The following is a 23,184-nucleotide window of genomic DNA, read 5'->3' as shown; positions in this document are numbered from 1 at the left end:
GGCACCGGGTCTCGGCGCGGTGCCCGCGCAGGTCCGGGCCGGTGCGGAGGCTCGGGGTCGTCCCCTACGGGCAGGTTCGGGGTTCTTCCGGAACTCCGAACCTGCCCGCAGCGTTTACCGTTGAGAGCGCGGCGACACCTGCCGCGGTCGGTCGGAGGAGGAGTGTGATGGGCACCGTGATCACCGTAATCGCCTTGCTCTTCCTGCTGTTCGTGGTGTTCGGCGCGTATGCGACGGTGAAGGTGATCGGCGCCGCCAAACGCGGCGTGGACCGCACCATCTCGCAGGCCCGCCGCACGGTCGAGGACACCACCCTGCGCGCGAAGACCTTCGCCCAGCCCGGTCCCCAGGGCGAGCTCGCCCAGCTCAGGCTGACGCTGCGCACATCGATGCGCGCCACCCAGGACGCGCTCCACGCGGGCGTGGCGGAGGACGAGTCCCTCAAGGAGTCCCTGAGCCTCTTCGAGCGGCTCAGCGCCCACGGACACGAGCTGGACGCCGAACTGAAGCGTCTGGAGGCCGAGCCCGACAGGGACGCGCTCGCCACCCGGCTGCCCGGTCTGCGCGAGCGCACCCGGCGGATCACGCAGTCGGCGGACTCGCTGCGCTGGGCCGCCCGCGACCGGGCCCACCGCTTCGCGGGCGACGACCTGGACACGCTGAGCGCCCAGATCGACGTGGAGGCCGGCGCACTGCGCCACTGGACCGAGGAGCCGGGGCCCGCCACGTCCTGGCCCGACGCTCCCGCCACGGACACGGCCGGCTCCGGCGGACAGGCCCGGCCCACGAACCCGCAGTCCCGCCCCGAGGACCGGTCGAGGCGTTCGGCCATCACACCGCCCGGCCAACGGCCCACCTACCCTTGGCAGAAGAAGCCCCGCCCCGAGAGCACGACATGATCCGGCCGTTCCGACCGCAGGTGGAAGGGGCCGGGCTGCCGCGCACCCGCCCAGCCAGGTAACCTCCAGGTCATGTCCCGCCATGTCGCGATCGTCACCGATTCAACGGCCTACCTGCCGCCGCGGACGATGGAGCGCCACGGCATCACAGCGGTTCCCCTGACCGTGGTCCTCGGGGACCAGGCACTCGAAGAGGGCACGGAGATCTCGGCCCGCTCCCTGGCCCAGGCACTCCAGAAGCGGCGCCCCGTCACGACGTCCCGGCCCAGCCCCGAGACCTTCGCCGCGACCTACCGCGAGATCGCCGAGTCCGGGGCCGCCGGCATCGTCTCCCTGCATCTCTCCTCCGAGTTCTCGGGCACCTACGACGCCGCGGTGCTCGCGGCGCGCGAGGCCCCGGTCCCGGTGCGTGTCGTCGACACCGGCATGGTCGCCATGGCCCTCGGGTTCTGCGCGCTGGCCGCCGCGGAGTCCGCCGAGGCGGGCGGGACCGTGGACGACGCGGTCACGGCGGCCGAGAAGCGGGCCGCGGGCACGTCCGCCCACTTCTACGTCGACACCCTCGACTACCTCCGCCGCGGCGGCAGGATCGGAGCCGCGCAGGCGCTGCTGGGTTCCGCGCTCGCGGTGAAGCCGCTGCTGCAGCTCCGCGACGGCCGTATCGAACTCCTCGAAAAGGTCCGGACGGCGTCCAAGGCGATCGCCCGTCTGGAAGAGATCGTCGCCGACCGGGCGGGCAGCGCGCAGGTCGACATCGCCGTCCACCATCTGGCGGCCCCCGAGCGGGCGTCGGCCCTCGCGGACCGTCTGCGGGCGCGCGTACCGGGTCTGGCCGAACTGCACGTGAGCGAGGTGGGCGCGGTGATCGGAGCCCACACCGGACCCGGGCTGCTGGCGGCGGTCGTGTCGCCCCGCTGAGGGGGCCGGCAGCGGTGTCGCTCACCCGCGTCGCTCGTGCGGGTGATGGAGTTGTCCACAACTGGGCCGCTCTCCACCGGAATTGAGCATGATCATCGCGAGGGTGCCCGGATGCCGGATCCTCGCCGCATGGCACTTCGATCGAGTTCACGCACCACGACCCCGACCAGCGGCCCGGGCCGTGGTCCGCTCTCCGACGGCCGCAGCCGCCATCACCGCCGCGACCGGCGAAGCCGGGCCCGTCGCCACGAGACCTCTGCCGCGGCCCTTCGCCTGCGTGCCGACGCGCTCTTCGCCGAACGAGCCCAGGGACACCGGGAGTCGGGGAACGGGCCGCCGCGGCCGGACCGCGATGCCGAGGGCGCCCCCAGGGCGAACACGGCGGCGGGCACGGGAGTTCTGACCGGTCCCGCCCGGGAGCCCTGGACTCCCGGCGCCGGGGCACACCGCCGTGACATCGTGCCGGGGACCGCCCGGACCCTGTGGACGGACCGCTTCGCGGCCGACGGGACGACGGCCGCGAGTTCGCCGACCGTGGCCGTGCCGACCGCACATGGGCCGACCGCACCTGCGTCGACCGGGCATGAGCCGGTCTCGCGCGATCCGGCCGAGGAGGCGGACACCGCGTGGCGGGAGCGGGCCGGGCTCGCCGTGCGGGAGCGGCTCCCGCTGTGGCTGCAGTCGAGGTGCGGTCTGGAACGCGGGAGCGTGGCCGCGCTGACCGTGCTGCTGGTCGCGGCCGCCGTCTTCGCCGTGCAGCACTTCTGGGCCGGCCGGACGCGGCCGGTCCGGGCTCCCGAGGTGGTGGGCGCCGCGGCACCGTACGGCGGGAAGCACGCGCCGGGCGACCGGCCGGGAGCGCGGTCCGGTGCCTCGGCCGGGGCTTCGAGCGCCGTGGGTGCCGACGGGAGCGTGGTCGTCGTGGACGTGGGCGGAAAGGTGCGCGCCCCCGGACTCCAGCGGCTGCCGGCGGGGTCCCGCGTCGAGGACGCCCTGCGGGCCGCCGGCGGGTTACGGCCCGGCACGGACACCGACGGCCTCAACCGCGCCCGGCTGCTCGTGGACGGCGAACAGATCGTGGTCGGCGCGTCCGCGCCCCCGCCGGGAGCCGGCTCGGGCGGTCCCGGGGCGCTCGGCCCCGGAGGATCCGCTGCGGGTGCCGTGCCCTTCGCGCCGATCCCCCTCAACACGGCCACCGTCGACCAGTTCGACAGCCTGCCCGGCGTCGGGCCCGTCCTGGCCCGGCACATCATCGACTACCGCACCGCGCACGGCGGTTTCCGCTCGGTCGACGAGCTCCGCGAAGTGAACGGGATCGGGGACCGCCGCTTCGCCGATCTCCGGGACCTGGTGCGGCCATGAACGGCTCCGGGAGGAGGGTCCGGCGGGCCGGCCCGGTGAGGAGCGCGCTGCCCGGCGGGCCGGCGAGGGCGACGGCGGAGCCCCGCGAGCCGGAAGGTTCCCCGACGTCCCCGGCGGGTCTCCCCGGCGCGTCCGGCCGGCGGCCCGTGCACGCGGCCTCGGGGAGGCGGCTGGGAGCCTCGCACCCCAGGGCGGAGGGACCGGCCGATCTCCGGCTCGTGGCGCCCGCCGCGGCGGTCTGGCTCACGGCGGCCGTGGGCGTCGGAGCGTCGCCGGGCCAGGTGACGGTCGTCGTGGCCGTGTCCCTGGCCGCCGGTGGCGCGCTGCTGGCGGCGGGGCGGGGAGACCCGGCCACGGCACGGGGCGACCTGGGTGCGGGGGAGGGGCGAGCGGCGGCGCGACCGGGGCTGCGGGTGTCCGTCGCGGCCGTGCTCCTCTGCGTCGGCGCCGCGGCGGCCTCCGCGGGGCTGCACGCGGCGGACCTGCGGCGCGGGCCCGTCCCGGCACTCGCGGAGAAGTTCGCCGAGGTGACCGCGGAGGTGGAGATCACCTCCGATCCCCGGCTCACCCGGCCCCGGATCAACGGGGATCACATAGCCCCGACGGCGCTGCTGTTCGACGCCGACGTCACACGGGTCGTACAGGCGGACGGCGTGGTGCTGGCCACCAGGACACCGGTGCTGGTGATCGTCGACGCGCGCCCGCGACGGGGTGCGCCCGGGAAGGCCGGCGGGCGTTCGCCCTGGCTGTCGTTGCTGCCGTCCACCCGGTTGCGGGTGGCGGCGCGGGTCGCGCCCGCCCTGTCGGACGGGGACGACATCGCGGCGGTGCTGCGGGTACGGGGCGGCGCGCCGCCCGCGGTGGTGGGAGCACCGTCCGGTCCGCAGCGGTTCGCCGGCCGGCTGCGCGAAGGGCTGCGGAAGGCGACCGACGGCCTGGACGCGGACGCGCGGGCGCTGCTGCCGGGTCTGGTGGTGGGGGACACCTCACGTGTCACGCCGGAACTGGACGACGCCTTCGAGGCCACCGACCTCACCCACCTCCTCGCCGTCAGCGGAGGCAACCTCGTCATCGTCCTCGCGCTGTTCATCGGGCCGCCGGGCCTCGCCCAGCGGGTGGAGCGCCGGGGCCTCGCCTCCCGGATCGGGGTGCCGCTCCGGGCGACCGCCCTGCTCGGCGGAGTGCTCACGCTCGCCTTCGTCGTCGTGTGCCGGCCGGACCCGAGCGTGCTGCGGGCCGCGGCCTGCGGATCGGTCTCGCTGCTCGCCATCGCGACCGGACGCCGCAGATCACTGATCCCGGCGCTGGCCGCCGCGGTCCTGCTCCTGGTGCTGTACGACCCCTGGCTCGCCCGCAGTCACGGGTTCCTGCTCTCCGTCCTCGCCACCGGGGCCCTGCTCACACTCGCCCCGCGCTGGAGCGCGGCACTCCAGCGGCGCCGTGTGCCTCCGCGCTGGGCCGAGGCGCTCGCCGCGGCCGCGGCCGCCCAGGCACTGTGCGCGCCGGTGGTCGCCGTGCTGTCGGCCCGGGTGAGTCTGGTGGCGGTGCCCTGCAACCTCCTCGCGGAGTTCGCGGTCACGCCGGCCACGGTGCTGGGTTTCGCGACACTGGCGGCCGCCTCCCCGGCGATGCCCGTGGCCGAGTTCCTGGCGTGGTGGGCGAGTTGGCCCGCCCGGTGGATCGCGGGCATCGCGCGCACGGGGGCGGCCCAGCCCGGCGGGGGAGTGGACTGGCCGGACAGCTGGACGGGCGCCCTGCTGCTGGCCCTCGTCACGGTGGCCGGCGTGGCCGCCGGCCGGCGGCTGCTGAGACATCCGTTGCCGAGCGGTGTCTGCGCGGTGCTGTTCCTGCTGTTCGTGGTGCAGCCGCCGCCGCTCACCAGGGTGATCACGGGGTGGCCGCCGCCCGGCTGGAGGTTCGCGATGTGTGACGTGGGGCAGGGCGACGCGAGCGTGCTCGCGGTGGGGGACGGCAGCGCGGTGGTGGTGGACGCGGGGCCCGACCCGGTGCTGGTCGACCGCTGTCTGAGCACGCTCGGGGTCACCAGGGTCCCGCTCGTCGTCCTGACGCACTTCCACGCCGACCACGTCGCGGGCCTGCCGGGTGTGCTCCACGGGCGTCCGGTGGGCGCGATCGAGACGACCGGTTTCGAAGAGCCCCCGGAACAGGCCGAGTTCGTACGGAGGGAGGCGGCCGCCCGGCACATCCCCCTGACCCGGGCCGTGGCGGGGGAGCGGAGGCGTGCGGGAGGCCTCGACTGGCGGGTGCTGTGGCCGCCGCGGGATCCGGCCCCGCCGCCCGATGGACCGAACGACGCCAGTGTCACCCTGCTCGTGCGGTCCGCGGGGCTGCGGCTGCTGCTCCTCGGCGACCTGGAGCCGACCGCCCAGCGGGCCTTGTCGAGATCGCCGGAGGCCGCGGAACTGGACGGTGTGGATGTGCTCAAGGTCGCCCACCACGGTTCGGCCTATCAGGATCCGGAGCTCATACGCCGGGTGGCTCCGCGGCTCGCGCTCGTCTCGGTCGGCGGCGACAACCCCTACGGACACCCCGCCCCGAGCACGGTCGCGGCCCTGCGGGCGGGAGGAGCGGTCGTGCTGCGTACCGACGAGGACGGCGATCTCGCCGTCACCGGTGCGGGCGAAGGGCTGGGCGTGGCGCGACACTGAATGCATGAATTCCGCACAGGCCGACGCCTACCTTCGCCGCATCGGAGCCCAGCACCCGGCGTGGCCCACGTCCGATGTGCTCCGCGAGCTTCAGCTGTGCCATCTGCGGACGGTGCCCTTCGAGAACCTGTCGATCCACCTCGGCGAGGAGATCGTGCTGGAGGAGAAGCGGCTGATGGACAAGGTGGTGGACGCCCGCAGAGGGGGTTTCTGCTACGAACTGAACGGCGCGTTCGGGGCGTTGCTGGGGACGCTGGGCTTCGACGTGACGTTCCTCGCGGCGCGGGTGTACGGGGACGACGGGAAGCCCGGGATCCCCTACGACCATCTCGCGCTGCGGGTGCGGACGGTGGACGGGGGCGACTGGCTGACGGACGTCGGTTTCGGGGCGCACAGCCACTACCCGCTGGCGTTCATGGAGCGGGGTGAACAGCGGGACCCCGGAGGGCTGTTCCGGGTCGTGGAGTCGGGGCCGGACGCGGCGGGGGTGCGGGGCGCAGGCGGTTCGCGGGAGTACGAGGACCTGGACGTCCTCATGGGCGGCAGGCGTCAGTACCGGCTGGAGGTACGGCCGCGCGTGCTCGGGGACTTCGTCGCCGGGGCCTGGTGGCACGGCACCTCGCCGCTGTCGCACTTCACCCGGTCGCTGGTCTGTTCGCGGGTCACCGAGGACGGAGGCCGGATCACGCTCAGCGGACGGAAGTTCACCGTGTCGACGGCCGACGGGACCAAGGAGGTGTCGGAACTGGCGACGGACGAGGAGGTGCTGGCCACGTACCGGGAGCGCTTCGGGATCGAACTGGACCGGGTGCCGGAGGTCGGCGGGGCCCGGTAGCCACGGCCCGGCACGCCGCGCGGATCACACGGACCCGCTCCCGGACGCGGATCACACGGACCTGCCCCCGGATCCGGCATCGACCGGGTCGGGCGTACCGGAAGATGTTCATGTGAACGATGTGAGACATGTACTGGTGCTGCCCGACCGCGACGCCGCGGAAGAGGCGGCGGAGGCCGTCGGTGACCGTTTCGGGCTGCTGGAGGAGCCGCAGCTCGTCCGGGACGCCCTCGCGGGTGAGGACGACGCCGAGGACGCGCAGTGGCTGGTGGTCCTGACGGACCCCGAGGAGCGGCTGGACCCGAAGGAGCTGGACGAGTTCGCGGCCGAGTGGGACGGCTGGCACGAGGAGCCTTAAACCAGGAGGCAGAGGGGGGAAGGGGAAGGGCGAGGGGGTTCGGCCGGGCGGGGGAGTGCGGCTCGCGGCACGTGTTGTCGGTGGCGCGTGGGATGCTTTCGGTGATGGCCAAGAAGACCGCACAAGACGACCCTCTCGCCCCTGTCACGCTGGCAGTGGGCCAGGAGGATCTCCTGCTCGACCGTGCCGTGCAGGAGGTGGTGGCCGCCGCCAGGGCCGCCGACGCCGACACGGACGTCCGGGACCTCACCCCGGACCAGCTGCAGCCGGGCACGCTCGCCGAGCTGACGAGCCCCTCGCTCTTCGCCGAGCGCAAGGTCGTGATCGTCCGCAACGCCCAGGACCTGTCGGCCGACACGGTCAAGGACGTCAAGGCGTATCTGGGGGCGCCCGCCGAGGAGATCACCCTGGTGCTCCTGCACGCGGGAGGGGCCAAGGGCAAGGGGCTGCTCGACGCCGCGCGCAAGGCGGGCGCGCGGGAGGTCGCCTGCCCCAAGATGACCAAGCCCGCGGACCGGCTGGCGTTCGTGCGGAGCGAGTTCCGGACGCTCGGACGGGCGGCCACTCCTGAGGCCTGCCAGGCGCTGGTGGACTCCATCGGGAGTGATCTGCGGGAGCTGGCGTCGGCCGTGTCGCAGCTGACCGCGGACGTCGAGGGGACGATCGACGAGGCCGTCGTCGGGAGGTACTACACCGGGCGGGCCGAGGCGTCCAGCTTCACCGTGGCCGACCGGGCCGTGGAGGGGCGGGCTGCGGAGGCGCTGGAGGCGCTGCGCTGGTCGCTGTCGACCGGTGTGGCTCCCGTCCTGATCACCAGCGCGCTCGCGCAAGGGGTGCGGGCGATCGGGAAGCTGTCCTCCGCGCGGGGCGGCAGGCCCGCCGACCTGGCCCGTGAGCTGGGGATGCCGCCGTGGAAGATCGATCGCGTGCGCCAGCAGATGCGGGGCTGGACGCCCGACGGGGTCGCCATGGCGCTCACGGCCGTCGCGGAGGCGGACGCCGGGGTCAAGGGCGGCGGGGACGATCCCGAGTACGCCCTGGAGAAGGCGGTCGTGGCCATCGCGCGAGCCGCCCGCTCCGGCCGGCGCTAGGACCCGTCCGGTCGATCATGGCGGGCCGTGAACGCCGCCCGTCGCGGCACCGGTCCGGAACCGTCGCGGCACACCGAAGGCCCCGCTCGTTCTCCCGGGGAAGGGAGGGAGCGGGGCCTTCGGTTCGAGCCGGTGGACTCACGCCCGCGTGGCGAACGCAGATCGCGCGTGAATCCGGTGCGTCGGTCGGGAGCGGAGAGAGAGGGCCCGCTCGGGTCCGGCCGACGGTCAAGTCAGGGGTTGAGCCCCGGAGAGCTCAGCCGACTCAGCCCTGGAGGGAAGCGACCTTCGAAGCAAGCGCCGACTTCTTGTTGGCGGCCTGGTTCTTGTGGATGACGCCCTTCGAGACGGCCTTGTCGAGCTTGCGCGAAGCCTCGCGCGCCGCGACGGTGGCCTTCTCGACGTCACCCGCGGCAGCAGCCTCGCGGGCCTTGCGGATCGCGGTCTTCAGAGAGGACTTGACGGCCTTGTTGCGCAGCCGGGCCTTCTCGTTGGTCTTGATCCGCTTGATCTGGGACTTGATGTTCGCCACTGATGAGCCTTTACAGGTTCAGGCGCGCGAGACGGCACGTCTCACCCGCCGTTTGATTTTCTTGGGTGCGTCTCCTGCAGAGAGGGCATGAGACACAGCCACCCAGGCTACCAGTCCCCGCACGACCGGCCCAAACCAGCCGGACGGCCCCGGTCCGGGGCCGGTCGTCGACGCCCTGGTCAGGGACTGCGAACCGGTTTCCGCCGTCCCCCTCGCGCGGCCCGAACCGGTCGCAGCCCGCCGCGCGTGGGACCATGGAACCTACGTATCGATCCGACCCGAGGCGACAGGCGCCTCAAGAGACAGGACCCTGCGTGCCCGCGACCCCTAACAATGTGCCCGAGCCGAGCCGTACCGACCCGGCCCTGATCCGCAATTTCTGCATCATCGCGCACATCGACCACGGCAAGTCCACGCTCGCCGACCGCATGCTCCAGCTGACCGGGGTGGTAGAGCAGCGGCAGATGCGCGCTCAGTACCTCGACCGGATGGACATCGAGCGCGAGCGCGGCATCACGATCAAGTCCCAGGCGGTACGGCTGCCCTGGGCCCCGTCCCAGGATCCGGGCCGCACCCACATCCTCAACATGATCGACACCCCCGGGCACGTCGACTTCACGTACGAGGTGTCGCGGTCCCTGGCGGCCTGTGAGGGCACGGTCCTGCTCGTCGACGCCGCCCAGGGGATCGAGGCGCAGACCCTCGCCAACCTCTACCTGGCGATGGAGAACGACCTCAAGATCATCCCCGTACTGAACAAGATCGACCTGCCGGCCGCCCAGCCGGAGAAGTTCTCCGAGGAGCTCGCGAACCTCATCGGCTGCGACCCCGAGGACGTCCTCAAGGTCTCCGCGAAGACGGGTCTGGGTGTCGAGGCGCTGCTCGACAAGGTCGTCGCCGAGATCCCCGCCCCGGTCGGCGTCCAGGACGCCCCCGCCCGCGCGATGATCTTCGACTCGGTCTACGACTCGTACCGCGGTGTCGTGACGTACGTCCGTGTCATCGACGGCCAGCTCAACAAGCGCGAGCGCATCCGGATGATGTCGACGGGCGCCACGCACGAGCTGCTGGAGATCGGCACCAACTCGCCCGAGATGCTGCCCGCCGACGGGCTCGGTGTCGGCGAGGTGGGTTACCTCATCACCGGCGTGAAGGACGTCCGCCAGTCCAAGGTCGGTGACACCATCACCACCCTGAACAAGGGTGCGACCGAGGCGCTCGGCGGGTACAAGGACCCCAAGCCCATGGTCTTCTCGGGCCTGTACCCGCTGGACGGGTCCGACTACCCCGAGCTCCGTGACGCCCTGGACAAGCTCCAGCTCAACGACGCCGCCCTGGTCTACGAGCCGGAGACCTCCGCCGCCCTCGGCTTCGGCTTCCGCGTCGGCTTCCTCGGCCTGCTGCACCTGGACGTGATCCGGGAGCGGCTGGAGCGCGAGTTCGGCCTCGACCTGATCGCCACCGCCCCGAACGTGGTCTACCGCGTCGAGATGGAGGACCGCAGCGAGCACGTCGTCACCAACCCGAGCGAGTTCCCCGAGGGCAAGATCGACAAGGTGTACGAGCCCGTCGTGCGCGCGACGATCCTCGCCCCCTCGGAGTTCATCGGCTCGATCATGGAGCTGTGCCAGACCCGGCGCGGCACCCTGCTCGGCATGGACTACCTCTCCGAAGACCGGGTCGAGATCCGCTACACCCTGCCCCTCGCGGAGATCGTCTTCGACTTCTTCGACCAGCTGAAGTCAAAGACCCGCGGCTACGCCTCGCTCGACTACGAGCCCACCGGCGAGCAGACCTCCAGCCTGGTCAAGGTCGACATCCTGCTGCACGGCGACAAGGTGGACGCCTTCTCGGCGATCACCCACAAGGACGCCGCGTACGCGTACGGCGTCCGGCTGGTCGCCAAGCTGCGCGAGCTGATCCCGCGGCAGGCCTTCGAGGTGCCCATCCAGGCGGCCATCGGCTCCCGGGTCATCGCCCGCGAGACCATCCGCGCCATCCGCAAGGACGTCCTCGCCAAGTGCTACGGCGGTGACATCTCCCGTAAGCGGAAGCTGCTGGAGAAGCAGAAGGAGGGCAAGAAGCGGATGAAGATGGTGGGCTCTGTGGAAGTTCCGCAAGAGGCCTTCATCGCCGTGCTGTCCAGCGACGACAGCGGCGGTTCGGCCAAGGGCAAGAAGTAGCCACGCCGAATCCCGGGATTCAGGGCCCGTCGCGCTTCGGCGCGGCGGGTCCTGTGCTTGTCTCGGGGGTGTGTCCTGCGGGAAGCGGCGCGGAAGTGACCGGCCGCCGCCTCTTACGCACTGGCCGGACGCGCTCTAGTCTGATCTCTGCTCGGTAGTTACTCGCGAGTTAAACAACAGCCGCAATTGAGCCAGCCGCACTGCCGCGGGCCCCGGAGGATGTCGTGAGCGACACACAGACCCTGATCGAGAACCGTCCGCCGTCCGTCGCCGCCCTCTTCCTGGAGCGCGTGGCGGCCACACCCGACGCCGAGGCATACCGGTACCCGGTACCGGCTCCGGGCGACGGGCCGGACGACTGGAAGTCGCTGACCTGGGCGCAGGCCGCCGAGCGGGTCTACGCCATCGCGGCCGGCCTGATCGAACTCGGCGTCCAGCCGGAGCAGCGCGTCGCGCTCGCCTCCTCGACCCGGGTCGAGTGGATCCTGGCCGACCTCGCCATCCTCTGCGCGGGCGCGGCCACCACGACCGTGTACCCGCAGACCAACGCCGAGGAGTCGGCGTTCATCCTCTCCGACTCCGCGAGCCGGGTCCTCATCGCGGAGGACGCGGCCCAGCTCGCCAAGGCCCGGGAGAAGCGCGCGGAGCTCCCCGAGCTCACGCACGTCGTGGTCGTCGACGCCGAGGGCGTGGAGAGCGAGGACTGGGTCCTGACGCTCGCCGAGCTGGAGGCGCGCGGCTCCGCGTACCTGGAGAAGCACCCCGAGCTGATCAAGGAGCGCGTCGGCGCGATCACCGCGGACCAGCTCGCGACCCTCATCTACACCTCCGGCACCACCGGCCGCCCCAAGGGCGTCCGGCTGCCGCAGGACAACTGGTCGTACATGGCCAAGGCGATCGCCGGGACCGGACTGCTCGGCGAGGACGACGTCCAGTACCTGTGGCTGCCGCTCGCGCACGTCTTCGGCAAGGTCCTGACCTCCGGCCAGATCGAGGTCGGGCACGTCACCGCCGTCGACGGCCGCGTGGACAAGATCATCGAGAACCTGCCGGTCGTGCGGCCGACGTACATGGCGGCCGTGCCGCGCATCTTCGAGAAGGTCTACAACGGGGTCGCGGCCAAGGCGCGGGCCGGCGGCGGCGCCAAGTACAAGATCTTCCAGTGGGCCGCCGAGGTCTCCCGCGAGTACGCGAAGGCGAGCCAGGACAACTTCCGCCGCACGGGCTCGGCCTCGGTGCCGTTCGCGCTCGGCGCCAAGCACAAGGTCGCCGACGCGCTCGTCTACGCCAAGATCCGCGAGGCCTTCGGCGGCAACCTGCGCGCCTGCATCTCCGGCTCCGCCGCGCTCGCGCCGGAGATCGGCTACTTCTTCGCGGGCGCCGGCATCCACATCCTGGAGGGCTACGGACTCACCGAGTCCTCCGCCGCCTCCTTCGTGAACCCGGGCGAGGCCTACCGCACCGGCACGGTCGGCAAGCCGCTGCCCGGCACCGAGGTGCGCATCGCCGACGACGGCGAGATCCTGCTGCGCGGTCCCGGCATCATGGAGGGCTACCACGGGCTGCCCGAGAAGACCGCCGAGGTCCTGGAGGCCGACGGCTGGTTCCACACCGGCGACATCGGCGAGCTGTCCCCGGACGGCTACCTGCGGATCACCGACCGCAAGAAGGACCTCATCAAGACGTCGGGCGGCAAGTACATCGCGCCCGCCGAGGTCGAGGGCCAGTTCAAGGCCGTCTGCCCGTACGTCTCCAACATCCTCGTGCACGGCGCCGACCGGAACTTCTGCACCGCGCTCATCGCCCTCGACGAGCCGTCGATCCTGGAGTGGGCGAAGGGCAACGGCCTGGAGGGCAAGTCGTACGCCGAGGTCGTCGCGGCGCCCGCGACGGTCGCCCTCGTCGAGGGCTACGTGAAGGAGCTCAACGGCGGACTGCAGCGCTGGCAGACCATCAAGAAGTTCCGTCTGCTGCCCCGCGACCTGGACGTCGAGCACGGTGAGATCACTCCGAGCCTCAAGCTGAAGCGCCCGGTCGTCGAGAAGGCGTACAAGCACCTGATCGACGAGATGTACGCGGGCAGCCGCGAGGCGTAGCCCCGGCTCCCGGCCCGTCACGGGGGCGGTGGCGCGCAGGACCTCTCCGCGACCGGGCGGCGGGGACCCGCGCGTCCCCGCCCCCGTTCCGTGACCGCTCGCCTCCGCGGTCGCTCGCCGTGCGGTCGTCCTGCCCGCGCCCCGCGCCCCGTCCCCGTCCCCGTCCCCGTCCTTCGTGACGGGAAGGAGTCACCCCACTGGTCCCACTCAAATTGAATCAAATATGGCCCACTTTGGTTACTCGGTGCTTATGGCCGCCCCCGGTCTGTCACCCTGGCCGCATCGTCCGAGGTGCCACCGTCCGAACCGCCCAGGGAGCCGCACAGTGAGGGCCATTCCGACGCAACGGGAGTCCACGGCGTGCGCACCGGACGCGCTCGCGCACCACCGGGCCGGCCAGGACGTCGTGTCCCGTACGTCGTTGCCCGGCACCCCGCTCGCCGCCGCGGCCGCGCGACGGTTCCTCCGGGACACGCTCCTGGACTGGTCCGAACCGGCCCTGCCCGGCGCCGAGATCATCGACGACCGGCTCGCCGGCGACGCGGCCGTGGTGGTCAGCGAGCTCGTCACCAACGCCGTCGTGCACGCGGGCACCGACGTCGAGCTGCTGTGCCGCCTGGAGCGCCCGGCCGACGGCCCGCCCGGCACGCTGGTCGTCGAGGTCTCCGACCACCATCCTTCGCGCGCCATACGGGAGGACGGCGCCGAATCCCCGTACGGGACACCCGAGTACGGACGGGGCCTGCGCCTCGTCTCCGCGCTCTCCGAGGCCTGGGGGATCACCTACCGTCCGGGCGTCAAGACGGTGTGGTCGAGGCTGCTGGTCGACGGGACCGCCGGCGCCCTGCCGGGGGCGGACGTCTTCGCGGACGCCGAGGGCCCGCGCGGGACGGCCCGGTTCGACGACGCGGACGGTCTCTACGGACAGGGCGGGTTCGCGTACGCCGACGGTCTCACGGCCTCGGTGGACGGTCCGTGGCCGGCCGGGACCGTCGCGTACGCCGAGGGGCGGGTGCCGGAGTACGGGCCGGGGGCCGGCGTCGAGCCGTACGCCGCGATGTCCGCCCCGGGAGCGGGCCGGGGCACCGCGCGGGGCCACGACTGGCTCGACCGGGGAGCCCTCTCCTTCCTCGCCGAGGCCTCGGACCTGCTCGCCGGGCAGCTCGACGAGGACCTGGTCGCCGCGCTGGCCGGACAGCTCCTCGTCCCGCGCCTCGCCGACTGGTGCGCCGTGTGGCTGGAGGACGAGGCCACCGACCGGGCCGGCGGCCTCGGTCTCGCCCTCGGCCCCCGCCTCGCCCGCGTCTGGCACGGCAGCGAGAACCTCGTCGAGGGGCTGCGCCAGGCCCTGGAGAAGGACCCGCCGCGGCTTCCCGACGCGGTGCGCTCCCGTGCCGTCCCGGTGCCCTGGCCCGGTGAGGCGCTGGGCGCCCGGGGGGCGAGCGGGGCGGCGCTGGCGTACCGGCTGATCGCGGGCGGCCGGCCGCTGGGCACGCTCGTCATCGGGCGGGCCGGGCCGCCCGACTTCCCCGACGAGGTCACCGGACTCGTCGAGGACCTCAGCCGCCGCATCGCCCTGGCCATCGGCGCGGCCCGCCAGTACGCGCGCCAGGCCACCATCAGCCGGGTTCTGCAGCGCGGACTGCTGCCGGGCGCGGTCGCAGAGATCCCCGGGGTGCGCACCGCCCTCGTCTACGAGCCGGTCGACAAGGGCGGTCCGAGCGGCGACTTCTACGACGTCTTCCCGGCGGGCGACGGGCGCTGGTGCTTCGCCGTCGGCGACGTCCAGGGCAAGGGCCCCGAGGCGGCCGTCGTGATCGGCCTGGCCCGGCCCTGGCTGCGGCTGCTGGCCCGCGAGGGCTACGACGTCGCGGACGTCCTCGACCGGCTCAACCAGCTCCTCCTCGACGACGCGACGGAGGCCGCGGACGCGGCGGCCCGCGCGCTCGTGGCCGCGGGCGGGCCCGGGCTCGGGAACGACCTCGGCCCGCAGACGCGCTTCCTGTCCATGCTCTACGGGGAACTGGTCCCCTTCGACGGCGGAGTGCGCTGCACCCTCGCCTCGGCGGGGCATCCGCTGCCGCTGCTGCTGGGCCCCGACGGCGTCGTACGGGAGATGGCCCGGCCGCAGACCCTGCTCGGCGTCTTCGAGGACCCCGAGTACGCTTCCCAGTCCTTCGAGCTGTACCCCGGTGACACCCTCCTGTGCGTCACCGACGGGGTGACGGAGCGGCGCGAGGGGTCCCGTCAGTTCGACGACGACGACGGTCTCGCCCACGCCCTCGCGGACTGCGCCGGCCTGAACGCCGAGATGATCGCGGAACGGATCCGCGGCCTGGTCCACGCGTTCGGCAGCCGTCCGCCGGAGGACGACATGGCCCTGCTGGTGCTGCAGGCCGAGTAACGGGCCTCACCCGGAGCCGGGCCGCCGGACCCCGCCCGTACTGGACAATGGAAGGCATGCCTTCCGCACTCCCCGACGGCGAGCCCGTCCCCGACGACGGGGCGCTGCCCGCGCACGCCCTGGCCGGGGCCGCCGAGCGGCCCCTCGGGTTCTACCTCCACGTGCCGTACTGCGCGACCCGCTGCGGCTACTGCGACTTCAACACCTACACGGCGACCGAGCTGCGGGGCAGCGGTGGCGTGCTCGCCTCCCGCGACAACTACGCGGACACCCTGACCGACGAGATCCGGCTCGCCCGCAAGGTCCTCGGCGACGACCCCCGCCAGGTCCGCACGGTCTTCGTCGGAGGCGGTACGCCCACGCTGCTGGCCGCCGACGACCTCGTACGGATGCTGGGCGCGATCCGGGACGAGTTCGGGCTCGCGGACGACGCCGAGATCACGACGGAGGCAAACCCCGAGTCGGTCGGCCCCGAGTACCTCGCGACCCTGCGCGCCGGCGGCTTCAACCGGATCTCCTTCGGCATGCAGAGCGCCCGCCAGCACGTCCTGAAGGTGCTCGACCGCACGCACACCCCGGGCCGCCCCGAGGCCTGTGTCGCCGAGGCCCGCGCGGCCGGCTTCGCACATGTGAACCTGGACCTGATCTACGGCACACCGGGGGAGTCGGACGACGACTGGCGGGCCTCCCTCGAAGCGGCCCTCGGCGCCGGCCCCGATCACATCTCCGCCTACGCGCTCATCGTCGAGGAGGGCACGCAGCTCGCGCGCCGCATCCGCCGCGGCGAGGTCCCCATGACGGACGACGACGTGCACGCGGACCGCTACCTCATCGCGGACGAGGTGATGTCGGCGGCGGGCTTCGACTGGTACGAGGTGTCGAACTGGGCCACCTCCGAGGCCGGCCGCTGTCTGCACAACGAGCTCTACTGGAGGGGCGCCGACTGGTGGGGCGCGGGCCCCGGCGCGCACAGCCACGTGGGCGGTGTTCGCTGGTGGAACGTGAAGCATCCGGGGGCGTACGCGGCCGCTCTGGCCGAGGGCCGCTCGCCGGGGGCGGGCCGTGAACTCCTCTCCGAGGAGGACCGGCGGGTCGAGCGGATCCTCCTCGAACTGCGGCTGCGCGAGGGCTGCCCGCTCTCCCTGCTGCGCCCCGAGGGCCTCGCGGCCTCCCGCCGCGCCCTGTCCGAGGGGCTCCTCGAAGCCGGTCCCTACGACGCGGGCCGCGCCGTCCTCACCCTGCGCGGCCGCCTCCTCGCGGACGCCGTCGTCCGGGACCTGGTGGACTGAGCGCGCCGCGCCCGGCCCCGGCCGCCCGTGCCGTTCCCGTCACTCCGGCGGCGCGGTCACGAAGTCGATCAGTTCCTCCACCCGGCCCAGGAGCGCCGGTTCCAGGTCCTTGTAGGAGTGCACCCGGGACAGGATGTGCTGCCAGGCCGCGCCGGTGTTCTCCGGCCAGCCCAGGGCGCGGCACACACCCGTCTTCCAGTCCTGGCCGTGCGGGACCCGGGGCCAGGACGGAATGCCGACGGAGGAGGGCTTCACGGCCTCCCAGACGTCGATGTACGGGTGGCCGAGCACCAGGGCGTGCTCGCTCGTGACCGCCTCCGCGATCCGGGACTCCTTCGAACCCGGGACCAGGTGGTCGACGAGGACGCCGAGCCGGGCGTCCGGGCCCGGGGCGAACGCGTCGACGACCGCCGGGAGGTCGTCGACGCCCTCCAGGTACTCCACGACGACGCCCTCGACGCGCAGGTCGTCGCCCCAGACCCGTTCGACGAGTTCGGCGTCGTGGCGGCCCTCGACGTAGATGCGCCCGGCGCGCGCGACCCGGGCGCGGGCGCCGGGGACCGCCACCGATCCGGACGCCGTACGGCCGGGGCGGACCGGCGCGGCGGCCGTCGGGCGGACCAGCGTCACCGTCCTGCCCTCCAGGAGGAAGCCGCGCGGCTCCAGCGGGAACACCCGGTGCTTGCCGAAGCGGTCCTCCAGGGTCACCGTGCCCGCCTCGCAGCGGATCACCGCGCCGCAGAAGCCGGTGCCGGGCTCCTCGACGACCAGACCCGGGTCCGCCGGGACCTCGGGCACGGACCGGGGCTTCTTCCACGGCGGGGTCAGGTCCGGAGAGTACTGGCGCATTCGGATGACGATAGGAGAAGCCCGGCGGCGTTCACCGCGACACGCCGGAACCCGCCGTGCCGGAACCCGCCGTGCCGGAACCCGCCGAGCCGGAACCCCCTGTCCCCGGTCCCGCCGGCCCGGCGGCGGCCACGCCGAACCGCGCGGCCAGGGCGTCCCGTTGCGCCCGCACGAACGCGGCGTCCACGACCGCCCCGTGCCCGGGGACGTAGAGCGCGTCCTCGCCGCCCAGCTCCAGCAGCCGGTCGAGGGCCGTCGGCCAGCGCGACGGCACGGCGTCGGGGCCCGCCTGCGGCTCGCCCGACTCCTCGACCAGGTCGCCGCAGAACACCACCGCCGGGTCCCCCGGCACGACGGCCACGAGGTCATGGGCGGTGTGGCCCTCGCCCGTCCGCACCAGCCGGACCCCGACACCGCCGCCGAGGTCCAGGTCCAGGGTGCTCCGGACGAAGAGGCGGGGGCGCACGAGGGTGTCGGCCGCCTCCTCCGCCGCCTCCGGGGCGAGGCCGTTGCGCACCGCGTCCGCGCACAGTTCGTCGCGGCCCCTCTCGTACACCCCGGACGAACCGTCCGCGGCGAGGACCCGCGCGCCCGCGAACACCGCGGCGCCGAAAACGTGATCGAAATGCGGGTGGGTGAGCGCGAGATGGGTCACACGTCCGCCGGCCAGGACCCGCGCATCGGAGCGCAGCCGGGCGCCCTCCGCGAGGCTCGACCCGGCGTCGATCATCAGCGCCGCGCCCTCGCCGACGACGAGCCCGGCCGTGCAGTCCCAGTCCGGAAGCCGCCGTCGCCCGACCCGGGGCGCCACCCTTTCCCATCCCAGCTCTTCCCAAGTCAGCCTCATGCGGCGACGCTAACGGTGGCGGGGTGCCGTGCACGACATCGCAGGCCCGCCCTTGCCCGGGCCGTGCCCCACCGCCGTACACTGGGCCGGGGAACGTTGGCACTCGCGTGCGCTGAGTGCCAGGCGAATGCCACGAAGGCCACGAAGACCACCGAGTCGACTTCTGGAGGTGCGCGATGCTCAGCGAACGCAGGCTCGAGGTGCTCCGCGCCATCGTCCAGGACTACGTGGGCACCGAGGAGCCGGTCGGCTCCAAGGCGCTCACCGAGCGGCACCGCCTCGGCGTCTCGCCCGCGACCGTCCGCAACGACATGGCGGTCCTGGAGGACGAGGGGTACATCGCCCAGCCGCACACCAGTGCCGGGCGCATCCCCACGGACAAGGGGTACCGCCTCTTCGTCGACAAGCTCGCCGGCGTCAAGCCGATGACCGCGCCCGAGCGCCGCGCCATCCAGAACTTCCTGGACGGGGCCGTCGACCTCGACGACGTCGTCGGGCGGACCGTGCGGCTGCTCGCGCAGCTCACCCGTCAGGTCGCCGTCGTGCAGTACCCCTCGCTGACCCGTTCGACCGTGCGTCACGTGGAGCTGCTGTCGCTCGCCCCCGCGCGGGTGATGCTCGTGCTGATCACGGACACCGGCCGGGTCGAACAGCGCATGATCAACTGTCCGGCGCCGTTCGGTGAGACGTCGCTGGCGGACCTGCGCGCCCGGCTCAACAGCCGGGTCGCGGGGCGCCCCTTCGCGGACGTCCCGCAGCTCGTCCAGGACCTCCCCGAAGCCTTCGAGGCGGAGGACCGGGGTACGGTCTCGACGGTGCTCTCCACGCTGCTGGAGACGCTCGTCGAGGAGACCGAGGAACGGCTGATGATCGGCGGTACCGCCAATCTCACCCGTTTCGGACATGACTTCCCTCTCACCATCCGGCCGGTGCTCGAAGCGCTGGAGGAGCAGGTCGTGCTCCTCAAACTGCTTGGAGAGGCCGGGGATTCGAGCATGACCGTGCGAATCGGGCACGAGAACGCGTACGAGGGACTCAACTCCACGTCCGTGGTCTCCGTCGGCTACGGTTCGGGCGGCGAGGCAGTAGCCAAACTCGGCGTGGTCGGCCCGACCCGCATGGATTACCCGGGAACGATGGGAGCGGTACGAGCGGTGGCACGGTACGTCGGACAGATCCTGGCGGAGTCGTAAGTGGCCACGGACTACTACGCCGTACTCGGCGTGCGCCGCGACGCGTCCCAGGACGAGATCAAGAAGGCGTTCCGGAGGCTCGCTCGCGAGCTGCACCCGGACGTCAATCCCGATCCGAAGACGCAGGAGCGGTTCAAGGAGATCAACGCCGCGTACGAGGTGTTGTCGGACCCGCAGAAGAAGCAGGTCTACGACCTCGGCGGCGACCCGCTGTCCCAGCAGGGCGGCGGCGGTGGCGCCGGCGGCTTCGGCCAGGGCGGCTTCGGCAACTTCTCCGACATCATGGACGCGTTCTTCGGCACGGCGTCGCAGCGCGGACCGCGCTCGCGCACCCGCCGGGGCCAGGACGCCATGATCCGGCTGGAGATCGAGCTCGACGAGGCGGCCTTCGGCACCACGAAGGACATCCAGGTCGACACGGCCGTCGTCTGCGGCACCTGCAACGGCGAGGGCGCAGCGCCCGGCACCGCCGCGCAGACCTGTGACATGTGCCGCGGCCGCGGCGAGGTGTCCCAGGTGACGCGGTCCTTCCTCGGCCAGGTCATGACCTCGCGGCCGTGTCCGCAGTGCCAGGGCTTCGGCACCGTCGTCCCGACCCCGTGCCACGAGTGCGCGGGCGACGGCCGGGTCCGCTCCCGCCGCACCCTCACGGTCAAGATCCCGGCCGGTGTGGACAACGGCACCCGCATCCAGCTCGCGGGCGAGGGCGAGGTCGGCCCCGGCGGCGGCCCCGCCGGCGACCTGTACGTCGAGATCCACGAGCTGCCGCACTCCACCTTCCAGCGGCGCGGCGACGACCTGCACTGCACGGTCACCATCCCGATGACCGCGGCGGCCCTCGGCACCAAGGTGCCGCTGGAGACCCTCGACGGCATGGAGGAGGTCGACATCCGTCCGGGCACGCAGTCCGGCCAGTCGATCCCGCTGCACGGCCGGGGCGTCACGCACCTGCGCGGCGGCGGCCGCGGCGACCTCGTCGTGCACGTCGAGGTCATGACGCCGACCAAGCTCGACCCGGAGCAGGAACGGCTGCTGCGCGAGCTCGCCAAGCTGCGCGGCGAGGAGCGGCCCACCGGTCAGTTCCAGCCCGGTCAGCAGGGGCTCTTCTCCCGGCTGAAGGACGCCTTCAACGGCCGCTGATCCAGGCGGGGCACGGGGCGGGGACACCGCTCCGTGCCCTTCGTCCCGGGGGCCGGTCCGGGCGGGCGATCGGATTCGGACTTGTTGCGGCGACGTGACAACATGCCGTCATGTCCTCCGCGCTGACCGATCTCTTCCCTCACCCGATCGTGCAGGCTCCCATGGCGGGCGGGGTCTCCGTCCCGCAGCTCGCGGCCGCCGTGTCCGAGGCCGGGGGGCTCGGCTTCCTCGCCGCCGGGTACAAGACCGCCGACGGCATGTACCAGGAGATCAAGCAGCTGCGCGGGCTGACCGGCCGTCCCTTCGGCGTCAACCTGTTCCTCCCGCAGCCCGAGCACGCGGACGCCGCCGCGGTCGAGGTGTACGCCCACCAGCTCGCCGGCGAGGCCGCCTGGTACGAGACCGAGCTCGGTGACCCGGACAGCGGACGCGACGACGGCTACGACGCCAAACTCGCCGTCCTCCTCGACAAGCCGGTGGCGGCGGTCTCCTTCCACTTCGGCGTCCCGAAGCCGGAGGTGCTCCAGTCGCTGCGCCGCGCCGGAACCCTCACCCTGGTCACCGCCACCACGGCCGAGGAAGCCCTCGGCGTGCAGCGGGCCGGGGCCGACGCAGTCGTCGTGCAGGGCGTCGAGGCCGGGGGACACCAGGGCACCCACCGGGACAACCCGGAGACGGACGGCACGGGCGTCGGCCTGCTCAGCCTGGTCGCCCAGGTCCGCGAGGCGGTGACCATCCCGGTCGTCGCGGCGGGCGGCATCATGCGCGGCAGCCAGATCGCCGCCGTCCTCGCCGCGGGCGCGGACGCGGCCCAGCTCGGCACCGCCTTCCTCGCCACCCCCGAGTCCGGCGCGAGCGCCGTGCACAAACAGGCCCTGACCGACCCCCTGTACGTGCGCACGGAGCTCACGCGCGCCTTCTCCGGACGCCCGGCACGCGCGCTGGCCAACCGCTTCATGCGCGAGCACGGCCCGTACGCCCCCGCCGCCTACCCCGAGATCCACCACCTCACCCTGCCGCTGCGCAAGGCGGCCGCCAAGGCGGGCGACGCGCAGGGCATGGCCCTGTGGGCCGGGCAGGGCCACCGCATGGCGCGGGACCTGCCCGCCGGGCAGCTGGTGGAGGTACTGAACGCAGAGATCGCGGCCGCCGAGACAGCGTTGTCGGCCGCCGCCGAGACCCCGGAAGAGGGTGCGGCCCGATGACGGCGCCGGTGTTCCTGGTCGAGCACTTCGACACGGACGGCGAGGGACGGCACGTCCTCGACGGACCCGAGGGACGGCACGCCGTCTCCGTGAAACGGCTGCACAGCGGTGAGGACGTCAGGCTCACCGACGGGGCCGGACGCTGGGCGGACGGAGTGGTCGTGGACACCGAGGGCAAGGACCGGCTGATCGTACGGATCGGCGCGGTCACCGAGGAGCCGGCCGAGGAGCCGCGCATCACGGTCGTCCAGGCCCTGCCCAAGGGCGACCGGGGCGAGCTGGCCGTCGAGACCATGACCGAGACCGGCGTCGACGCGATCGTCCCCTGGGCCGCCTCCCGCTGCATCACGCAGTGGAGGGGCGAGCGGGGTCTGAAGGCGCTCGGCAAGTGGCGGGCCACCGCCCGGGAGGCCGGCAAGCAGTCCCGCCGGACGCGCTTCCCGGAGGTCGCGGACGCGATGACGACCAAGCAGGTTGCCGCGCTTCTCGCCAAAGCCGACCTCGCCGCCGTCCTCCACGAGGACACCGCTCTCGGCACCGAGCCCTTCGCGACCGCCGCGCTGCCCGGCTCCGGGGAGATCGTCCTGGTCGTCGGCCCCGAGGGCGGCATCTCCGCCGAGGAGGTCGCGCTCTTCACCGAGGCCGGCGCGAAGACCTTCCACCTGGGGCGCACGGTGCTGCGCACCTCGACGGCCGGGACCGTGGCCACCGCGCTGCTGCTGGCCCGTACCGGACGCTGGTCCTGACCCGTCCGCCGCCGGTACGACCTCACATCCGCACATCGAACGGGGAGCCCGTGGAACTCGCTCAGGTACGACTGCTCGTGTCCGACTTCGCCGCCTGCTACCGCTTCTACGCCGAAGTCCTCGGCCTCAAGCCCCAGTCGGGCGCGGCCGAGGGCCCGTACGAGAAGTTCAGTCCGGTCACCGGGTCCGCGGGCATCGCCCTCCAGGACCGGTCCATGATGGCCGGGATACTGGGTGAGCTCGGTGACGCCGTGACCGGACACCGGTCGCTGGTGGTGCTGCGGGTGGACGAACTCGACGCCTACTGCGAGCAGATCGTCTCGCGCGGCGCGACCCTGCTGCACGGCCCGGCGCCCATGACGGACCGCATGCGTGTCGCCCACCTCAAGGACCCCGAGGGCAACCTGGTGGAACTCCAGGAATGGCTGCTGATGCTCGGCTGACGGCCGCTCAGGAGCCCGCCGGGCCCCCGGGGGACCGGGAGTTCCACGGTCCCCGGGGCCGACCGGGCAACTCCTTCGGGTGGTTGTGCCCCCGATGGCCGCATGCGGTCTACCGCGCCCCGCCC

Annotated in this window: 19 protein-coding genes; 16 read left to right on the top strand and 3 right to left on the bottom strand. The window is 73.0% G+C overall.

Going from position 1 to position 23,184, the window contains the following annotated elements; genetic code table 11:
• Positions 1–167: 167 nt before the first annotated feature.
• The 7 genes from ACICHK_RS14535 (at position 168) to holA (ending at position 8,132) form a co-directional block, all read left to right on the top strand.
• Positions 168–899, top strand: coding sequence for a hypothetical protein (locus tag ACICHK_RS14535; RefSeq protein WP_406837233.1), 732 nt, complete (start codon positions 168–170; stop codon positions 897–899).
• A 72-nt stretch (positions 900–971) separates the two neighbouring features.
• Complete coding sequence (locus ACICHK_RS14530) at positions 972–1,817, top strand: DegV family protein (RefSeq protein ID WP_151467965.1); 846 nt, start codon at positions 972–974, stop codon at positions 1,815–1,817.
• A 129-nt stretch (positions 1,818–1,946) separates the two neighbouring features.
• Positions 1,947–3,179 carry a ComEA family DNA-binding protein gene (locus ACICHK_RS14525; protein ID WP_406837232.1) on the top strand — a complete coding sequence of 411 codons (1,233 nt, stop codon included), beginning with the start codon at positions 1,947–1,949 and terminating at the stop codon, positions 3,177–3,179.
• Positions 3,180–3,325: 146 nt separating this feature from the next.
• Positions 3,326–5,848, top strand: coding sequence for a ComEC/Rec2 family competence protein (locus tag ACICHK_RS14520; RefSeq protein ID WP_406837231.1), 2,523 nt, complete (start codon positions 3,326–3,328; stop codon positions 5,846–5,848).
• Positions 5,849–5,852: 4 nt separating this feature from the next.
• Positions 5,853–6,683: an arylamine N-acetyltransferase gene (locus ACICHK_RS14515; protein WP_406837230.1), complete on the top strand. Its 831-nt coding sequence runs from the start codon at positions 5,853–5,855 to the stop codon at positions 6,681–6,683.
• Positions 6,684–6,795: 112 nt separating this feature from the next.
• Positions 6,796–7,041: a hypothetical protein gene (locus ACICHK_RS14510; protein WP_151467969.1), complete on the top strand. Its 246-nt coding sequence runs from the start codon at positions 6,796–6,798 to the stop codon at positions 7,039–7,041.
• Between the two features lie 104 nt (positions 7,042–7,145).
• Positions 7,146–8,132, top strand: a complete 987-nt coding sequence (gene holA, locus ACICHK_RS14505) for a DNA polymerase III subunit delta (RefSeq protein WP_192582285.1) — start codon at positions 7,146–7,148, stop codon at positions 8,130–8,132.
• A gap of 265 nt (positions 8,133–8,397) precedes the next feature.
• On the opposite strand, the gene rpsT is transcribed toward holA, so the two are convergent.
• The gene (gene rpsT / locus ACICHK_RS14500; RefSeq protein WP_103553320.1) at positions 8,398–8,664 is read right to left on the bottom strand and encodes a 30S ribosomal protein S20; all 267 of its coding nucleotides are present in this window, start codon (positions 8,662–8,664) and stop codon (positions 8,398–8,400) included.
• Positions 8,665–8,978: 314 nt separating this feature from the next.
• On the opposite strand from rpsT, the gene lepA reads away from it, so the two are divergent.
• From lepA to hemW, 4 genes are all read left to right on the top strand, one after another.
• Positions 8,979–10,847, top strand: coding sequence for a translation elongation factor 4 (lepA, locus tag ACICHK_RS14495; RefSeq protein ID WP_151467971.1), 1,869 nt, complete (start codon positions 8,979–8,981; stop codon positions 10,845–10,847).
• 224 nt (positions 10,848–11,071) lie between these two features.
• Positions 11,072–12,943, top strand: a complete 1,872-nt coding sequence (locus ACICHK_RS14490) for an AMP-dependent synthetase/ligase (RefSeq protein WP_406837229.1) — start codon at positions 11,072–11,074, stop codon at positions 12,941–12,943.
• A 325-nt stretch (positions 12,944–13,268) separates the two neighbouring features.
• The gene (locus tag ACICHK_RS14485) at positions 13,269–15,347 is read left to right on the top strand and encodes a SpoIIE family protein phosphatase (protein ID WP_406837228.1); all 2,079 of its coding nucleotides are present in this window, start codon (positions 13,269–13,271) and stop codon (positions 15,345–15,347) included.
• A gap of 56 nt (positions 15,348–15,403) precedes the next feature.
• Positions 15,404–16,636: a radical SAM family heme chaperone HemW gene (gene hemW / locus ACICHK_RS14480; protein WP_406837227.1), complete on the top strand. Its 1,233-nt coding sequence runs from the start codon at positions 15,404–15,406 to the stop codon at positions 16,634–16,636.
• Positions 16,637–16,675: 39 nt separating this feature from the next.
• Here hemW and ACICHK_RS14475 read toward each other — a convergent pair whose 3' ends face one another.
• Positions 16,676–17,485 carry a DUF3097 domain-containing protein gene (locus ACICHK_RS14475; RefSeq protein WP_406837226.1) on the bottom strand — a complete coding sequence of 270 codons (810 nt, stop codon included), beginning with the start codon at positions 17,483–17,485 and terminating at the stop codon, positions 16,676–16,678.
• A gap of 31 nt (positions 17,486–17,516) precedes the next feature.
• Entirely contained in the window at positions 17,517–18,332 is an 816-nt protein-coding gene (locus tag ACICHK_RS14470) for an MBL fold metallo-hydrolase (protein WP_406837225.1), read from the bottom strand.
• Between the two features lie 176 nt (positions 18,333–18,508).
• Between ACICHK_RS14470 and hrcA the strand changes: the two genes are divergently transcribed.
• From hrcA to ACICHK_RS14445, 5 genes are all read left to right on the top strand, one after another.
• Positions 18,509–19,525 (top strand): heat-inducible transcriptional repressor HrcA, encoded by a 1,017-nt coding sequence (gene hrcA / locus ACICHK_RS14465; protein WP_037618735.1) that lies wholly within the window; start codon positions 18,509–18,511, stop codon positions 19,523–19,525.
• Complete coding sequence (dnaJ, locus tag ACICHK_RS14460; RefSeq protein ID WP_151467977.1) at positions 19,526–20,665, top strand: molecular chaperone DnaJ; 1,140 nt, start codon at positions 19,526–19,528, stop codon at positions 20,663–20,665.
• Positions 20,666–20,775: 110 nt separating this feature from the next.
• Positions 20,776–21,870, top strand: coding sequence for a nitronate monooxygenase (locus ACICHK_RS14455; protein WP_406837224.1), 1,095 nt, complete (start codon positions 20,776–20,778; stop codon positions 21,868–21,870).
• Positions 21,867–22,616 carry a 16S rRNA (uracil(1498)-N(3))-methyltransferase gene (locus tag ACICHK_RS14450; RefSeq protein ID WP_406837223.1) on the top strand — a complete coding sequence of 250 codons (750 nt, stop codon included), beginning with the start codon at positions 21,867–21,869 and terminating at the stop codon, positions 22,614–22,616. Before ACICHK_RS14455 ends, ACICHK_RS14450 begins: the two co-directional genes overlap by 4 nt.
• Before the next feature lie 50 nt (positions 22,617–22,666).
• A complete protein-coding gene (locus ACICHK_RS14445; protein ID WP_151467980.1) occupies positions 22,667–23,059 on the top strand; it encodes a VOC family protein in 393 nt (130 codons plus the stop codon).
• Positions 23,060–23,184 lie beyond the last annotated feature (125 nt).

This window comes from Streptomyces sp. AHU1, assembly GCF_045343905.1.
Taxonomy (GTDB): domain Bacteria; phylum Actinomycetota; class Actinomycetes; order Streptomycetales; family Streptomycetaceae; genus Streptomyces; species Streptomyces triticiradicis.
This window is presented reverse-complemented; position numbering and strand designations above follow the sequence as displayed.

Excerpts from the sequence above, each read along its gene's own strand:
- ACICHK_RS14535 (WP_406837233.1), top strand. The coding sequence starts at position 168 with ATGGGCACCGTGATCACCGTAATCGCCTTGCTCTTCCTGCTGTTCGTG.
- ACICHK_RS14530 (WP_151467965.1), top strand. The coding sequence starts at position 972 with ATGTCCCGCCATGTCGCGATCGTCACCGATTCAACGGCCTACCTGCCG.
- ACICHK_RS14525 (WP_406837232.1), top strand. The coding sequence starts at position 1,947 with ATGGCACTTCGATCGAGTTCACGCACCACGACCCCGACCAGCGGCCCG.
- ACICHK_RS14515 (WP_406837230.1), top strand. The coding sequence starts at position 5,853 with ATGAATTCCGCACAGGCCGACGCCTACCTTCGCCGCATCGGAGCCCAG.
- holA (WP_192582285.1), top strand. The coding sequence starts at position 7,146 with ATGGCCAAGAAGACCGCACAAGACGACCCTCTCGCCCCTGTCACGCTG.
- hemW (WP_406837227.1), top strand. The coding sequence starts at position 15,404 with ATGCCTTCCGCACTCCCCGACGGCGAGCCCGTCCCCGACGACGGGGCG.
- ACICHK_RS14475 (WP_406837226.1), bottom strand. The coding sequence starts at position 17,485 with ATGCGCCAGTACTCTCCGGACCTGACCCCGCCGTGGAAGAAGCCCCGG.
- ACICHK_RS14470 (WP_406837225.1), bottom strand. The coding sequence starts at position 18,332 with ATGAGGCTGACTTGGGAAGAGCTGGGATGGGAAAGGGTGGCGCCCCGG.
- hrcA (WP_037618735.1), top strand. The coding sequence starts at position 18,509 with ATGCTCAGCGAACGCAGGCTCGAGGTGCTCCGCGCCATCGTCCAGGAC.
- ACICHK_RS14455 (WP_406837224.1), top strand. The coding sequence starts at position 20,776 with ATGTCCTCCGCGCTGACCGATCTCTTCCCTCACCCGATCGTGCAGGCT.
- ACICHK_RS14450 (WP_406837223.1), top strand. The coding sequence starts at position 21,867 with ATGACGGCGCCGGTGTTCCTGGTCGAGCACTTCGACACGGACGGCGAG.